The sequence below is a fragment of the Micromonospora sp. WMMD558 genome (assembly GCF_049315255.1).
GTDB lineage: Bacteria > Actinomycetota > Actinomycetes > Mycobacteriales > Micromonosporaceae > Micromonospora.
Genome location: NZ_CP186061.1, coordinates 5018762 through 5033160, shown reverse-complemented (window position 1 = coordinate 5033160; position 14399 = coordinate 5018762). Strand labels below are relative to the sequence as shown.

Annotated in this window: 14 protein-coding genes; 10 read left to right on the top strand and 4 right to left on the bottom strand. The window is 73.0% G+C overall.

Going from position 1 to position 14399, the window contains the following annotated elements; genetic code table 11:
* The first annotated feature begins 8 nt into the window (after window positions 1-8).
* The 6 genes from egtC (at window position 9) to ACN26Y_RS23945 (ending at window position 3476) form a co-directional block, all read left to right on the top strand.
* On the top strand, window positions 9-755 hold the full coding sequence (egtC, locus tag ACN26Y_RS23970) for an ergothioneine biosynthesis protein EgtC (RefSeq protein WP_155332447.1): 747 nt from the start codon (window positions 9-11) through the stop codon (window positions 753-755).
* Between the two features lie 35 nt (window positions 756-790).
* Window positions 791-1756: an L-histidine N(alpha)-methyltransferase gene (gene egtD / locus ACN26Y_RS23965; protein WP_155332446.1), complete on the top strand. Its 966-nt coding sequence runs from the start codon at window positions 791-793 to the stop codon at window positions 1754-1756.
* 224 nt (window positions 1757-1980) lie between these two features.
* Entirely contained in the window at window positions 1981-2568 is a 588-nt protein-coding gene (locus tag ACN26Y_RS23960; RefSeq protein WP_155332445.1) for a TMEM165/GDT1 family protein, read from the top strand.
* A gap of 40 nt (window positions 2569-2608) precedes the next feature.
* Entirely contained in the window at window positions 2609-2962 is a 354-nt protein-coding gene (locus tag ACN26Y_RS23955; protein WP_155332444.1) for a DUF1622 domain-containing protein, read from the top strand.
* Window positions 2959-3279 (top strand): hypothetical protein, encoded by a 321-nt coding sequence (locus tag ACN26Y_RS23950; protein WP_155332443.1) that lies wholly within the window; start codon window positions 2959-2961, stop codon window positions 3277-3279. Before ACN26Y_RS23955 ends, ACN26Y_RS23950 begins: the two co-directional genes overlap by 4 nt.
* Window positions 3276-3476: a hypothetical protein gene (locus ACN26Y_RS23945; protein ID WP_155332442.1), complete on the top strand. Its 201-nt coding sequence runs from the start codon at window positions 3276-3278 to the stop codon at window positions 3474-3476. The genes ACN26Y_RS23950 and ACN26Y_RS23945 overlap by 4 nt, the downstream gene beginning before the upstream one ends.
* 100 nt (window positions 3477-3576) lie before the next feature.
* Here ACN26Y_RS23945 and nhaA read toward each other — a convergent pair whose 3' ends face one another.
* The gene (nhaA, locus tag ACN26Y_RS23940) at window positions 3577-4887 is read right to left on the bottom strand and encodes a Na+/H+ antiporter NhaA (RefSeq protein ID WP_155332441.1); all 1311 of its coding nucleotides are present in this window, start codon (window positions 4885-4887) and stop codon (window positions 3577-3579) included.
* 294 nt (window positions 4888-5181) lie between these two features.
* Here nhaA and ACN26Y_RS23935 point away from each other — a divergent pair, with 294 nt between their 5' ends.
* Window positions 5182-6639 carry a polysaccharide biosynthesis tyrosine autokinase gene (locus tag ACN26Y_RS23935; RefSeq protein WP_155332440.1) on the top strand — a complete coding sequence of 486 codons (1458 nt, stop codon included), beginning with the start codon at window positions 5182-5184 and terminating at the stop codon, window positions 6637-6639.
* Here the strand turns inward: ACN26Y_RS23935 and ACN26Y_RS23930 are convergent.
* Window positions 6620-7174 carry a low molecular weight phosphatase family protein gene (locus ACN26Y_RS23930; RefSeq protein WP_155332439.1) on the bottom strand — a complete coding sequence of 185 codons (555 nt, stop codon included), beginning with the start codon at window positions 7172-7174 and terminating at the stop codon, window positions 6620-6622. The genes ACN26Y_RS23935 and ACN26Y_RS23930 overlap by 20 nt on opposite strands.
* Before the next feature lie 132 nt (window positions 7175-7306).
* Here ACN26Y_RS23930 and ACN26Y_RS23925 point away from each other — a divergent pair, with 132 nt between their 5' ends.
* The 3 genes from ACN26Y_RS23925 (at window position 7307) to ACN26Y_RS23915 (ending at window position 11097) form a co-directional block, all read left to right on the top strand.
* Complete coding sequence (locus ACN26Y_RS23925) at window positions 7307-8515, top strand: glycosyltransferase family 4 protein (RefSeq protein WP_422733565.1); 1209 nt, start codon at window positions 7307-7309, stop codon at window positions 8513-8515.
* Window positions 8516-8693: 178 nt separating this feature from the next.
* The gene (locus tag ACN26Y_RS23920; RefSeq protein WP_422733564.1) at window positions 8694-10478 is read left to right on the top strand and encodes a DUF4012 domain-containing protein; all 1785 of its coding nucleotides are present in this window, start codon (window positions 8694-8696) and stop codon (window positions 10476-10478) included.
* Window positions 10479-10491: 13 nt separating this feature from the next.
* Window positions 10492-11097 (top strand): hypothetical protein, encoded by a 606-nt coding sequence (locus tag ACN26Y_RS23915; RefSeq protein ID WP_366601062.1) that lies wholly within the window; start codon window positions 10492-10494, stop codon window positions 11095-11097.
* 92 nt (window positions 11098-11189) lie between these two features.
* Here the strand turns inward: ACN26Y_RS23915 and ACN26Y_RS23910 are convergent, their stop codons facing one another.
* A complete protein-coding gene (locus tag ACN26Y_RS23910; protein ID WP_155332435.1) occupies window positions 11190-12560 on the bottom strand; it encodes a hypothetical protein in 1371 nt (456 codons plus the stop codon).
* 130 nt (window positions 12561-12690) lie between these two features.
* Complete coding sequence (gene gdhA, locus ACN26Y_RS23905; protein WP_155332434.1) at window positions 12691-14028, bottom strand: NADP-specific glutamate dehydrogenase; 1338 nt, start codon at window positions 14026-14028, stop codon at window positions 12691-12693.
* Between the last annotated feature and the right edge of the window lie 371 nt (window positions 14029-14399).

Below are 14399 nucleotides of genomic sequence, written 5' to 3'. Positions count from 1 at the left end.
GGCGCCTGATGTGCCGCCACCTGGCCTACCTCGGGCCCCCGGTCACCCTGCGGGAGCTGCTGTTCGATCCGCCGTACTCGCTGGTGCGCCAGTCCTGGGCGCCGCGCGACATGCGCGGCGGCGGAACGATCAACGCCGACGGCTTCGGCGTGGGCTGGTACCCGGGCGACGGCGAGCCGGTGCGCTACCGGCGGGCGCAGCCGATCTGGAGCGACCCGACGATCGAGCAGCTCGCCGGCGTCACGTCCGCGGGCGCGGTGCTCGCGGCGGTGCGCTCGGCGACGGTCGGCATGGCGGTGCTGGACTCGGCCGCCGCGCCGTTCGCCGAGGGACGCTGGCTGTTCAGCCACAACGGCGCGGTGCGGGGCTGGCCGGACAGCATGGTCCCGCTCGCCGCCGCGCTGCCCGTCCGGGACCTGCTCACCCTCGACGCGGCCACCGACTCGGCGCTGCTGTGGGCGCTGGTCCGGCACCGGCTGCGGTCCGGGATCAAGCCGGCCCGGGCCGTCGCCGAGACGGTCGTCGCGGTGGCCCGGACGGCACCCGGGTCGCGCCTCAACCTGCTGCTCACCGACGGGCACACGGTGGTGGCGAGCGTGGTCGGGCACGCGCTGTCGCTCCGCACGACGCCGGCCTCGGTGCTACTGGCGTCCGAGCCGCACGACGACGACCCCGGCTGGCAGGACGTGCCGGACGGGCATCTGGTGGAGGCCACCGCCACCGGGGCGCGGGTCCGCGCCCTGACGGAGGCGTGACCGCCCACCGAGACACCTCGACAGGAAGGGCAGAGATGGGCGCGGAGCCGTTGGAGATCCACCTCGAGGAGCAGGACCTGGGACGCAGCCTCCGGCAGGACGTGCGCACCGGGCTGACCGCCGAGGAGAAGTGGTTGCCCCCGAAGTGGTTCTACGACGCGCGGGGCAGTCAACTCTTCGAGGAGATCACCCGGTTGCCGGAGTACTACCCGACCCGGGCCGAGCGCGCGGTGCTCGCCGAACGCGCCGGCGACATCGCCGCCGTCACCGGAGCCAAGACGCTGATCGAGCTGGGCTCGGGCTCGTCGGAGAAGACCCGCCTGCTGCTGGACGCGTTCACCCGGCACGGCGACCTGGGCACCTTCGTCCCGCTGGACGTGTCGGTGAGCGCCCTGCGGCAGTCCACCGCCGAGATCGCCGCCGACTATCCGGGCCTCCGGGTCCGCGGCATCGTCGGCGACTTCACCCGCCACCTCGACCGGCTGCCCGCCGGTGGCCGGCGGCTCGTGGTGTTCCTCGGCGGCACGATCGGCAACCTGCTGCCGGCCGAGCGCGGGGAGTTCCTGACCCAGATGCGGTCCTCCCTGGAACCGGGGGACTGGCTGCTCGTCGGCACCGACCTGGTCAAGGACCCGGCGGTCATCGTGCCGGCGTACGACGACGCGGCCGGTGTCACCGCCGAGTTCAACCGCAACGTGCTGCGGGTGATCAACCGGGAGCTGGGTGCCGACTTCGACCCGGCGGCCTTCTGCCATGTGGCGTGCTGGGATCCGGAGCGGGAGTGGATCGAGATGCGGCTGCGGGCGCTGCGGCCGATGCGGGTACGGGTGCTCGACCTCGACGTGACGTTCGCCGTCGGGGAGGAGTTGCGGACCGAGGTCTCGGCGAAGTTCCGGCCGGAGGGGATCGCCGCGGAGCTGGCCGGGGCGGGCTTCACCGCCCACGACTTCTGGACCGATCCCGGCGGCCTCTTCGGGGTGACGCTGGCCCGCGCGGACTGACCGGTTGCGGCTGTTCACCCCCGGCACCCCGCCGCTCGGGTGATCGGCTAGGGTGAGCGCAGCGAAGGGGAGTAGCCCCCAACGTCGTGGTCGACACACTGGTGCGTTCCGCACCCGGCCACGCGGCCCCGCACCCACGGGGCGGGCGAGACCTTCGACCCAGGCTTGTGCAGCCGGGTCGAGGGCGCCCCGTACCTCCTCCCGGCCTGATCCGGAAGGATGTCATGGAGGGTTTCCTCGTCGCGCTGGTGGTCAGCTTCGGCGTCATCTTCGTCGCCGAGCTGGGGGACAAGTCCCAGCTGATGGCCCTGACCTTCGCCACCCGCTTCAAGCCGCTGCCGGTGCTGATCGGCATCACCGTCGCCACGGCCGTCGTGCACCTGGCGTCGGTGGCGATCGGCTACGGGCTGGGGGCCGCGCTGCCCACCGAGTGGATCTCCCTCCTCGCGGGCGTCGCGTTCCTCGGCTTCGGCGCGTGGACCCTGCGCGGCGACGTGCTCACCGAGGAGGAGCGGCGCAAGGCGCAGAAGAGCAGCAAGTCGGCGATCGTCGCGGTCGGGGTGGCGTTCTTCCTCGCCGAGCTGGGCGACAAGACCATGCTGGCCACCATCACCCTGGCCACCCAGTACGGCTGGTTCGGCACGTGGATCGGCTCGACCGTCGGCATGGTGGCCGCCGACGCCCTGGCGATCCTCGTGGGCCGGCTGCTCGGCCGGAAGCTGCCCGAGAAGACCGTGAGGTACGGCGCCGCGATCCTCTTCGCCGTCTGCGGGCTGTGGCTGATTCTGGAGGCCGTCGACCAGCTCACCTGACCTGCCGACTACCCGCCCGTCCGACGGGTAACGCCAGCGGGTGGGGGACGTCCTGCGGCACGGGTACGGGTTCCTGATCACCACGGTGGAGCTCGCCGGCGCGATCATCATCTTCGTCGGGGCGGTCTGGGCGGCGGCCCGGTTCGTCGTCGAAGGGCTGCGGCACCGCACCGCGAAGGTGTGCACCCCGATCCGGCTCGCTCTGGGGCGGGCCCTCACGCTCGGACTGGAGTTCCTGCTCGCGGCGGACATCCTGCGGACGGCCGCGTCGCCGACCTTCACCCAGATCGGCCAGCTGGCCGCCATCGCCGCCATCCGGACCGCGCTGAACTACTTCCTGGGCCGGGAGATCCGCGAGGAGCAGCGGCAGGTGCAGGGCCGGGACGAGGCGTGATCAGCACCCTGGTCACCGTCGTCACGGCGCTCGCCGCCGTGGCGGGGGTGGCCGTGCTGGTCGGCACCGGCTCCGGCCGCGCCGCCCTGCGCGTGCTGCTGGACCTGCTCACCGCCGCCGGCCTGCTCCGGCTCGTGGCCGGTCAGGGCTGGGTGGACCTGGCCACGGCCGCGGCGATCATCGCGCTGCGCCGGCTGCTCTGGGCGGTCCTGACCGCTTCCGGGCGACTATCCGCCCCCCGTCCGGGGAAAGACGATCACGGACCGCCGCTGACGGTGGGCGGTGAACGCGGACGTTCCGGGAGGTTGACCCCATGAGCAGACATGACGAGCCGAACGAGTACGGCTTCGCCGGTGGCGCCACGGCGCCCGAGCCGCCGCCCGGCGGGCGGGCCGACGAGCAGGACCGGGCGGAGGAGGTCGCGGTGCCCGGCGACGACCTCATGGAGCCGGTGAGCGACGCCCTGGCCGACGAGCAGGAGGAGCGTCGCCGCCGTACCGAGGGGCGGGCCTGACGAGCGGCGGCGGGCACCGGGCGGCCCCCGCCCGGCCCGCCGCGGTGCCCGGCCCCGACAGCGGTGTCCGTCCGGCGCCCGCCCCCGCGAGGTGCTCCGGTCAGGCGTCGCGGCGCTGGTAGACGTCGGGGATGCCGTCGCGGTCCGAGTCCACCTTTTCCGCCTCGGCGATCCGCCGGTAGGCGGCGTTGCGGCGGACCAGGACGGCGGTGGCGAGCAGGGCCGAGATCAGCGAGCCGCTGAGCACCGCGGCCTTCACGTTGCCGTCCGCCGCGGTTCCGGTGCCGAACGCCAGCTCGCCGATCAGCAGTGACACGGTGAAGCCGATGCCGGCGAGCAGGGCGACGCCGAGCAGATCCGACCAGGTGATGTCCTCGTCGAGTTGAGCGCGGGTGAACCGGGCCAGCAGGAACGTCGAGCCGAGGATGCCGATCGCCTTGCCGAGCACCAGCCCGGCCACGATGCCGACGACGATCGGGTCGGTGACCACCGCCCCCAGGTCGGCGTCGCGCAGCGACACCCCGGCGGCGAAGAACGCGAAGACGGGCACGGCGAAGCCCGCGGACACCGGCCGCCAGCGGTGCTCCAGGTGCTCGGCGAGCCCGTGCCGGTCACCCTCCTTGCCGCGTAGCACCGGGACGGTGAAGCCGAGCAGCACGCCGGCCACCGTGGCGTGCACGCCGGAGGCGTGCACCAGCGTCCAGGCCACCACGGCGAGCGGGATGAGGGCCCACCACCAGGTTCGGCGGCGCTGCACCAGCAGCCCGAACAGCGCGATCGGCGCCAGCGCGCCGAGCAGCGGCAGCAGGCTGAAGTCGTCGGTGTAGAAGATGGCGATGATCGTGATGGCGAAGAGGTCGTCGACCACGGCGAGGGTGAGCAGGAAGGCCCGCAGCCCCTGGGGCAGGTAGGAGCCGATCACGGCCAGCACCGCCAGGGCGAAGGCGATGTCGGTCGCGGTGGGGATCGCCCAGCCCCGCAGGCCCTCGCCGCCCGCGGCGAGGTTGACCCCCACGTAGATCAGCGCGGGCATCGCCATTCCGCCGAGCGCGGCGACCACCGGCAGGGCGGCGCGCCGCGGGTCGCGCAGTTCCCCGGCGACGAACTCGCGCTTGAGTTCCAGGCCGACCACGAAGAAGAAGATCGCCAGCAGGCCGTCGGCCGCCCACTTCGCGAGCGTCAGGTCCAGGTGCAGGGCCGAGCCGCCGGACCAGGGCACCCACTTGGTGACCGCGGTGTACGCGTCCCCCCACGGCGAATTCGCCCAGATCAACGCTACGACCGCGCCGAGCAGCAGCAGGCCGCCGCCAACCGTCTCGGTGCGCAGCACGTCGGCCAGGAAGCGCGCCTCCGGCCAGGAGGTACGCGAGAACAGCCGGAAGCGGCCGGGCTGCGGGGTGCGGTCGGTCATGCGTGATCCATCCGGTGGGTCGAGGGCAGGAGGCATCGATCGCCGACCAGGCTTCCCGGCACACCGCCCGTAACCCTATCCAGCCGGGCGAACGGCCGCGAACGGAGACGACGTGACCTCGCTCGCGCCGTTCCGTTTGTCCCTGGGGAAATGTGTGCCCGGCTGTTAGTCGAAAATGCATAACTCCGGACATAAGACGCACGAGCCGCTTTAATGGTTTCACGCGATTAAGACGACCTTGGGGGTTTTCGTGAAGTTCTTTGGCGTTACCGGCCTGGTACGGAGGCGCGCCTGATGGACCTGTACCGCCACCTCCGCCTCGTGCGCCGGCACTGGTGGATCGTCCTCGTCACGCTCCTGGTCGCGATGGGCGTCACCGCCCTGGTCACCGTCCGGGCCCAGCCCCGGTACGTCGCCTCGGTGACCTTCTTCGTCACCACGCCCAGCCAGGGGGTGACCGACGCCTACCAGGGCGGTCTGTTCCTCCAGCAGCGCGTGAAGTCGTACGCGGAACTGCTGACCAGCGACCGCCTCGCGCAGAGCGTGGTGGCCGACAACCCGGTCGGGCTCACCGCCGAGCAGGTCCAGCGACGGGTGAGCACCTCCACCGAGGCCGGTACGGTCCTGCTGCGCGCCTCGGTCACCGACACCGACCAGACCCGCGCGCTGCGGGTCACCGAGGCCCTGTCGGCGAAGTTCGTCGAACTGGTGCAGAAGGTCGAGACCACACCGGACGGCAAGGCCGGCCCGATCAAGATCGAGGTCGTCAGTGGGCCGCGGGTCAGCCCGACCCCGGTTTCCCCGCAGCCGGTCCGCAACTTCGCGATCGGAGCGCTGATCGGCCTGCTCGCCGGTGTCGGCCTGGCGATCCTCCGCGGGCTCGCCGACGTCCGGCTGCGCGACGCCGCCGGTCTCCAGCGCGTCACCGGCAGTCCGCTGCTCGGGGAGATCCCGTACGAGGGCACGGCGAAGGCCTCCCCGCTGATCGTCGGTGAGGCCGCCACCTCCGCCCGGGCCGAGGCGGTCCGGAAACTGCGGACGAACCTGCGCTTCGTCGACGTGCACGAGCCGGCCCGGGTCATCGCCGTCACCAGCGCGTTGCAGGGCGAGGGGAAGACGACCCTCTCCTGCAACCTCGCCATCGCGCTGGCCGAGGCCGGCTGGCGGGTGCTGCTGGTCGACGCGGACCTGCGTCGCCCGAAGGTCGGCGACTACCTCGGGCTGGACAACGGCGTCGGGCTCACCGACGTGTTGGTCGGCGACGTGCAGGTCGGGGACGTCGTCCAGCGCTGGGGCGACAAGTCACTGCTGGTGCTGCCCAGCGGTTCGGCTCCGCCCAACCCGAGCGAACTGCTCGGCTCGAAGGCGATGGCCGACCTGCTGCTGGCGCTGCGCGAATCGGCCGACATCGTCATCATCGACACCGCGCCGCTGCTCGCCGTCACCGACGGCGTCGTGGTCGCCGTCCAGGCCGACGGCGCCCTGCTGGTGACCCAGCAGGGCCGGACGTCCCGCTCGCAGGTGGCCACCGCCGCCCGGTCGCTGCACTCGGTCTCGGTGCGGCTGCTCGGCTGCGTCCTCAACATGGCCAAGGTGCCGAAGGCCGAGGCCTACCAGTACGAGGCCTACCGGGTGGTCGCGGCCGCGGAGCCGCCCGCCGTGCCGGCCGAGCGGGTCGCCGGTCCCCGGCACGCCGGGCAGCCGGGCGTGGTCAGCGACCACACGCAGGAACTCACCCGGCTGTCCCGATGAGCGCCGCGAGGGGTCGCAGCGACCGTTCGATCTCCTCGGCGCAGCGTCGGAAGTCGGCGGCCGTGCCGCCGATCGGGTCCCGCAGGTCATCCGCGTCGGGGGCGGCTGGTTGCAGTCGCCCCCGGGCGCGGGCGGCGGCCTCGACCGCGGCGCGCAGCGGGTCGTCGGCCGGCGTCGACGCCGGCTCCGCCGCGGCGGCGAGCCGCCCGAACTGGCGCAGGGTGAACGTCCGGTGCAGTACGGCCGGGGCGAGGGTGGCGCACACCGAACGTTGGCGCCGGGTCGCGGTCAGCACCAGCGTCGCGCCGGTCAGGTGCTCGCGGCGCAACCGGCGGGTGCGGAACCCGGTCGGGTCCGCGCCGGTCCCGGCCGCGACCTCGGCCGCGTACGGGTGCATGGACAGGTCGTCGACGGCGTCGGTGCCGGCGCTGGCCACCTCGACCGGGCGGTCGGCCAGCAGCCGTCGGGCCAGGTACTCGGCCATCGGTGACCGGCACAGGTTGGCGTGGCAGACGAACAGCACCCGGTCGATCATCAGGACCCCTCTTGCGGACGCGGAGACGGCGGGCGTCCGGCACGGGCGGCCGGACGCGGAGGGGTTGCCCGCATCGTACGTGGACACCCGCCGGGCGCGTCACCGTGCCGCGCCGAGCATCGGGGAGTCGCGATGAGGATCGGCATCCTGTCGTACCACTTTCCACCGGAACCGGCCTTCATCCCCGGCAGCCTCGCCGAGGAGCTGGCCCGCCGTGGCCACGAGGTGCGGGTGCTGACCGGCTTCCCGGACTATCCGGGCGGCCACATCTATCCGGGGTGGCGCCAGCGCTGGCACCACGAGACCCGCAGCGAGCGGCTGACCGTGCGCCGGGTGCCCCGCTACGCCGGGGGAGACGGGTCGGTCCGGAGCCGGATGGCCGGCTACCTGTCGTTCGCCGGCAGCGCGTCCCTGGTCGGCCGGCGGTTCCTCGCCGGCGTCGACGCCCTCTACGTGCACCAGCCGCCGGCGACCGCGTTCGCCGCCGCGGCCCTGCTGCGGCTGCTCGGCCGGGTGCCGACCGTCCTGCACGTGCAGGACGTGTGGGCCGAGGAGGAGCCCGCCGCCGGCGAGCAGGGCCGGTGGAAGGCCCGGGTGGCCGGGGCGATGGCGCGGACCTACCGGGCGGCCGACCGGGTCGCGGTCGCCGCACCGTCGATGCGCGAGCTGGTGGTGGCCGCCGGGGCCGACCCGGCCCGGGTCGACGTGGTCCTCAACTGGACCGACGAGCGGATCTTCCAGCCGGCCCGACCCAGCCCGGCGGCGCGACGGCTGGTCCGCCGGGACGACCGGTGCGTGGTCATGCACGCCGGCACCATCGGCGCGCGACAGGGCCTGGAGACGGCGGTACGGGCGGCCGTGGCGCTCGACCGCACGATGGATCTGGTCCTGGTGGGGTCGGGCGAGCAGGAGCGGCGGGTGCGGGGGCTCGCCGCCGAGTTGCGCGCCGACAACGTGCGGTTCGTCGAGCGGCGCTCGCCGCTGGACATGCCGGAGCTGTACGCCGCCGCCGACTACCAGCTGGTCATGCTGCGGGACCTGCCGGAGCTGCGCAGCACCCTGCCCGGGAAGCTCCAGGCGGCGCTCTCCTGCGCGGCGCCGGTCGTCGTGTCGGCCGGCGGGGACGCCGCCGAGCTGGTCGAGCGGGCCCGTGCCGGGTTGTCCTGCCCGCCGGAGGACTGGGCGACGCTCGCCGACCGTTTCTGGCTGGCCGCCACGATCCCGTCGGGCGCCCGGGCCGAGATGGGCCGCCGGGGCCGCGAGGCGTACCTGCGGCAGATGTCGATGCCGGCCGGTGTGGACCGCATCGAGCGGCTGCTGTACGAGGCCGCCGCTCGCTGAGCTGATCCCATACCGACCGCGACGCCGTGCCCGACCGGGCGCGGCGTCGCGCGCTGGGAGTACGAGCTTCACTCTCGTAACGGTCAAGACCGTCAATTTCCCACTACGTCGGTCGTTACGTGTTAAGAACGACGGAGAAATCATCCCTAGTGTCCGATTCCGGGGGAACGGAGTGTCTGTGAGGGAGAGCGAGGCACCGCGTCGACGGCGCGGTCGATCCCGCCGGCGTCGGCAGGCCCGCCTGCGGCGCGCGCTGCTCGCCGCTCTGGTGGCCGGTTCGGTGCTGCTGGTCTCGGCCGGCTGGGTCGGCTTCCGGGGCTGGCAGGCCCGCGCCCACCTGGTCAACGCCGCGGGGCTCGCCCGTGACCTCAGCGCCCAGGTGGTCACCGGGGACACCGAGCGGGCCCGGCGCACGCTCGCCGCGCTGCAGGAACAGGCTGCCGCCGCCCGCGCGGCCACCGGCGACCCCGGTTGGCGGCTCGGCCGGCAGGCCCCGTACGCCGGGGACAACCTGGTGGCCGTCCGGCAGATCGCCGTCGCCATCGACGACCTGGCCCGGGAGGCGTTCCCGGCGCTGCTGCGGACCGACCTGAGCACCCTGCTGCCGAAGGCGGGGCGGCTCGACGTCCAGCGGCTGCGCGCCCTCTCCACCGACCTCGCGGCGATCGACGCCACCGTGCGACGGAGCCGGGCGAGTCTCGCCGAGGTGCCCACCGCTGGCCTGGTCGACCAGGTCCGGGCGGCCCTCGCCGGCCTGCGGGGAGAGATCGACCGGCTCGCCGGCCTGACCGCCGCGGCCGGCCAGGCCACCCGGCTGTTACCGCCGCTGCTCGGTGTCGCCGGCCCGCGCAGCTACCTGCTGGTCTCGCAGAACCCCGCCGAACTCCGGGCCACCGGCGGCCTCATCGGCGCGTACGCCCTGTTGCACGCCGAGGGCGGGCGGGTGCGGCTCGGCCGCCAGGGCACGAGCGCGCAGCTCGGCCGGTTCACCAAGGCACTGAAGGTCCCGGAGGAGGTCCGCGCCCTCTGGGGTGACCTGCCCGGGATCTATCCGGCCGACGTCAACCTCACCCCGCACTTCCCGACGGCGGCCGCTCTCTACCGGGAGATGTACCGCCGAAAGACCGGGACGGCCGTGGACGGTGTCCTCGCCGTCGACCCGGTCGTCCTGTCGTACCTGCTGAAGGCCACCGGCCCGGTCATGGTTCCCGGCGGGGTGCCGCTGGCGGCGGACACCGTGGTGCGGACGTTGCTCAGCGAGGCCTATCAACGCCTCGACCTGCGTGAGCAGGACGAGTACTTCGCGACCGCCGCGGCATCGGTGTTCCACACGCTGTTCACGAAGAATGTCGACCCGATGGGGCTATTGTCCGCATTTGACCGTAGTGTCACCGAACGCCGGATATTGTTCTGGAGTGCCCGACCTGAAGAGCAACGGACGCTCGGCGACAGCCGGATGGCCGGGGTGCTTCCGGAGAAGGACACCGTGCCGACGGTCGGCGTGTTCCTCAACGACGGCAGCGGCGCGAAGCTCGGCTACTACCTCCGGCCGGAGGCGACCCTGACGGTCGGCGACTGCCAGGACGACGGAAGCAGGGAACTGCGGTTGCGGGTCACCCTGCGCTCGACGGCGCCGAAGACGGGACTCAGCGAGTCCGTGCTCGGTCTCGGCCTGGCGGGCGATCCCTACACCGTCCGCACGCTCGTGTCGGTCTACAGCCCGGCCGGCGGCGGCGTGCAGGGCGCGCGGCTCGACGGCGCCGACCTCCCGGTGGGCACCGGCACCGAGCGGAAACGGCAGGTGGCCACGGCGAACATCGAAGTCCCACCGGGGGCCTCCCGGACCGTCGAGGTGACCGTGCACACCGCGAAGACCGGCAGTGGGACGGCCGAACTGTGGCTGACCCCCACCGCCACTCCATGGACCACCCAAGTAACTACCGCACCAAGCTGTGACCAGTAGGAGGGAACCAATCATGCGGCTATCCCGCATCATCATGGCGCTCACGGTCGGTCTGGCCGTCGCGGCCGCGCCGACCGCGGCGGGGGCGGCGCAGCCGCAGCCGACGCAACCACCGGTGTACCCACCGGGTGGGGTCGAGCTGTCCGTGGACGACCCCCAGATCATCCTCGGCGAGACCGTGACGCTGTTCGGACGGGGCTGGAACCCCGGCGAGCGCATCGTCATCCGGGTGTCCTCGAGCCCGCTGGCCAACGCCATGACGGCCGTACGCGGCAGCAGCGGCGACCGGGTCGCGATGACGCCGGTCGCCTACCGGCCCAGCCGCGACGAACCGGACCTGGCGGCGTTCGCCGCCCGGGCCGACGGCACCTTCGAGGTGACCTACACGCCGCGCCGCACCGGCTACTTCCTCTTCGAGGCGGTCGGCGAGACCGGCCGTACGGACACCGCCCAGGTGACCGTCCTGCGCAAGAAGAAGAGCGCGCTGCCGGTGACGGGTGCCAGCACCAGCACGCCGATGAAGGTCGGTGGCGGTCTGGTGGCCACCGGTGCCGTCCTGCTGCTGATGACGCTCGCGTGGCGGCAGCGGCACCGCTTCAACACCCGGAGCGTCCGCTGACGTGACCGCGCGCCGGGCAGGGCCCGGACATGTCGTGGGCGGGCGCCCGCCGGGTCGATCTCCCGGCGGGCGCCCGCCCCGTGGTGCGCTCGTCAGCAGGCGGGGTAGAGGCGGCGGGTGCCGACGCCGGCGGCGTACGCGGCCCGGTCGCTGAACCGGCAGCCGTAGTCCGCCGCCGCCACCACCGCCGGGTCGGTGACGGTGTCGCCGGCCGGGCGCTTGCCGGTGCGTACCCAGGACGCCAGGTCGTCCCAGGCGGCGCCGGCCTCGGCCGGGGTGAACTCGCAGTGCTGCGCGGCCCGGACCGCCCGCTGGACCAGCAGCCGGCTCCGGCCGTGCTTCGCGACGTCGCGGGCGTACGCCTGCTCCATCGAGAACGGTACGAAGAGGTCGCCGAGGTTGTGCAGGCTGAGCACCGGCGCGGTGGGCCGGCCGGCGACGCGGGGCACCTCGGTCAGGGTCGGGGACAGCCGTTGCCGCAGGTTCTCCGGGGCGACGCGCCGCACGGCGGCGTTGACGTCCACCGGGCTGTTCGGCGCGTACCGGGTGAACAGGTTGGTGGCGAGCTGCCCGGGCCGCTCGGCGGGGGAGTCACCACCGTTGGGCACGCTGATCCCGAACAGGAAGTCCTTCCAGATCGCGAACGTGACATCCGCCCCGGGACGCGGCCCGCCCGACCGGTTGACGGTGATGTCCCGAAGCTGCCGCCCCCGCTCGTTGGTGATCCCCGGGCTCGTGGGCGTCACCCCGGTCAGGCCCAGCGCCACCTGGATCCGCGGCACCACGGCGGTCAAATAGTCGGCCGGCACCGGGTAGGCGTCGACCCCGGCGAGGGCCTGCGCGACCAGGTTGTAGTCGAGGAAGAAGTCCAGCAGCGTCTGGTCGCCGAGCACCCCGCACAGCGGCAGCGCGCCGGCGTAGAAGCCGGGATACTGCTCCAGCGAGCGGGCGATCACGTAGCCGCCCATCGACGCGCCCGCCAGGTACGTCCGGTGCGGGCGCCGCACCTCCCGACGGAAGTGGTCGGCCAGGTCCCGGGTGCTCAACACGCCGGCCCTGATGTCGAAGCCGTTGCGGTAGTACGAGGAGGACGCCCACGCGTACCCCTGCTCCAGCAGGCGCTGCCGCAACCCGAACCCGGGCGGTTCCGGCGACAGGACCGTGCTCTGCCCGCGATAGCCGTGCGCCCACATCACCAGGTCGCCGTTCCACTTCGCCGGGACCTCGACGATGTAGGCGGAGTGGCGGTGGACGCCCTGCCGGACGGTGGTGGGCGCGCCGCCCACCACCAGCGGGTCGAGCGGCGGGTTGCTGATCGTGTAGCCGGGCAGCGGCTGCGTGCCGTCGCCGTGGCGGTCGGGGGCGGCGGTCGCGGGCACGGCGCCGGCGAGCCCGACCGTCAGGGTCAGGGCCACGCCGGCGCCGAGAAGACGTCGGACGGTACGGGCGGTCGAGGACAGCATCGGCGCTCCCGCTGGGACGGTGGCCGCCCGGTGGTGAGCGGGCGGGACGGTGGCCTACCGACCGGTAGGGACCTGAACGTAGGCGCGCCGTTCCACCGGTGTCAATGGAACCGACTGACCGACCGGTCAGTCACACCACCCCGTGCGCCAGCATCGCCTCCGCCACCCGGCGGAACCCGTTGATGTTCGCCCCGGCCACGTAGTCACCGGGCAGCCCGTACTCCTCGGCGGTCGCCCAGCAGCGGGCGTGGATGTCCCGCATCGTCTCCCGCAGCCGCTGCTCCGACTGCGCGAAGGTCCACGAGTCGCGGCTGGCGTTCTGCTGCATCTCCAGCGCGCTCACCGCCACCCCGCCCGCGTTCGCCGCCTTGCCCGGGGCGAACCGCACCCCCGCCCGCCCGAGGATCCGCACCGCCTCCGGGGTGGTCGGCATGTTGGCCCCCTCGACCACCGCGACGCAGCCGCCGGCGACGAGCTCCGCGGCCTCCGCGCCGCCGATCTCGTTCTGCGTCGCGCACGGCAGGGCCACGTCGCAGGGCACCTCCCAGACGGTACGGCCGGCGACCGCGACCGCGTGCGGCACATGGCGTACGTAGTCCTCCAGCCGGGTCCGGCGCTCCTCCTTCAACTCCCGCAGCAGCTCCAGGTCGATGCCCTTCTCGTCGAGCACGTACCCGTTCGAGTCGGAACAGGCCACCACCGTCCCGCCGAGCTGGTGCACCTTCTCGACCGCGTAGATCGCCACGTTGCCCGAGCCGGAGACCACCACCCGCTTGCCGTCCATGCCGTCCCCGGTCTGCTTCAACATCTCCTCGGCGAAGAACACCGCCCCGTACCCGGTCGCCTCGCGGCGCGCCTGCGCACCCCCGTACGCCAGGCCCTTACCGGTGAGCACCCCCGACTCGTAGCGGTTGGTAATCCGCTTGTACTGCCCGAACAGGTAGCCGATCTCCCGGCTGCCCACGCCGATGTCCCCGGCCGGCACGTCGGTCTGCGCACCGATGTGCCGGTAGAGCTCCGTCATGAAACTCTGGCAGAAGCGCATCACCTCCCGGTCCGAGCGGCCCTTCGGGTCGAAGTCCGCCCCACCCTTGCCGCCGCCGATCGGCAGCCCGGTCAGCGCGTTCTTGAAGATCTGCTCGAAGCCCAGGAACTTGACGATCCCCAGGTACACCGACGGGTGGAAACGCAGCCCACCCTTGAACGGGCCGAGCGCGCTGTTGAACTCGACCCGGAAGCCCCGGTTCACCCGCACCCGGCCGTGGTCGTCCTCCCACGGCACCCGGAAGATCACCTGCCGTTCCGGCTCGCAGATGCGCTCGATGATCCGCGCCTCGGCGTACTCCGGGTGTCGCGCCAGGGCCGGCCCGATGCTCTCCAACACCTCCCGAACCGCCTGGTGGAACTCCGGCTCACCCGGGTTCCGGGTGACCACCCGGGCGAACACCGTCTCGACGGTCTCCGGCATCCCGACACGTCCCTTCGATCGCTCCCGGCGGCCCCGTTGCCGCCCGCGTCGGCGACTTCGCCGAACCGTCCCCGAGTACGGACCGTCACCCCTGTCCGGTTCACCGACGCGTGCCGTCGGTCATGTGCTCGCCTTTGCCTGGTCGGGGTTGGAGCCCTGTGCCGGGGCGAGATCTTGGAAGGGTTTGGCCCCTGGAGGGGCCGAATTCCTCCGTGATCTCGATGCGTCGCGTGCGCGTGCTGGGTGGTGTGTCCGGTTGGTCTGTGCCGTGTCACGCCCGGGTGTCTGGTTTGGGGGTGTGGTCGGCGGCATCGTGGGGGTGGAATGGGGGCGGGGGCGGGGTCGTTACATCACCTGGACGATCGAGTAGG

Bases quoted from the DNA above. Each gene is read 5' to 3' on its own strand.
- ACN26Y_RS23935 (WP_155332440.1), top strand. From the start codon at position 5,182: ATGGACCTGTACCGCCACCTCCGCCTCGTGCGCCGGCACTGGTGGATC.
- nhaA (WP_155332441.1), bottom strand. From the start codon at position 4,887: ATGACCGACCGCACCCCGCAGCCCGGCCGCTTCCGGCTGTTCTCGCGT.
- ACN26Y_RS23930 (WP_155332439.1), bottom strand. From the start codon at position 7,174: ATGATCGACCGGGTGCTGTTCGTCTGCCACGCCAACCTGTGCCGGTCA.
- ACN26Y_RS23910 (WP_155332435.1), bottom strand. From the start codon at position 12,560: ATGCTGTCCTCGACCGCCCGTACCGTCCGACGTCTTCTCGGCGCCGGC.
- egtD (WP_155332446.1), top strand. From the start codon at position 791: ATGGGCGCGGAGCCGTTGGAGATCCACCTCGAGGAGCAGGACCTGGGA.
- ACN26Y_RS23960 (WP_155332445.1), top strand. From the start codon at position 1,981: ATGGAGGGTTTCCTCGTCGCGCTGGTGGTCAGCTTCGGCGTCATCTTC.
- gdhA (WP_155332434.1), bottom strand. From the start codon at position 14,028: ATGCCGGAGACCGTCGAGACGGTGTTCGCCCGGGTGGTCACCCGGAAC.
- ACN26Y_RS23925 (WP_422733565.1), top strand. From the start codon at position 7,307: ATGAGGATCGGCATCCTGTCGTACCACTTTCCACCGGAACCGGCCTTC.
- ACN26Y_RS23915 (WP_366601062.1), top strand. From the start codon at position 10,492: ATGCGGCTATCCCGCATCATCATGGCGCTCACGGTCGGTCTGGCCGTC.
- ACN26Y_RS23945 (WP_155332442.1), top strand. From the start codon at position 3,276: ATGAGCAGACATGACGAGCCGAACGAGTACGGCTTCGCCGGTGGCGCC.
- egtC (WP_155332447.1), top strand. From the start codon at position 9: ATGTGCCGCCACCTGGCCTACCTCGGGCCCCCGGTCACCCTGCGGGAG.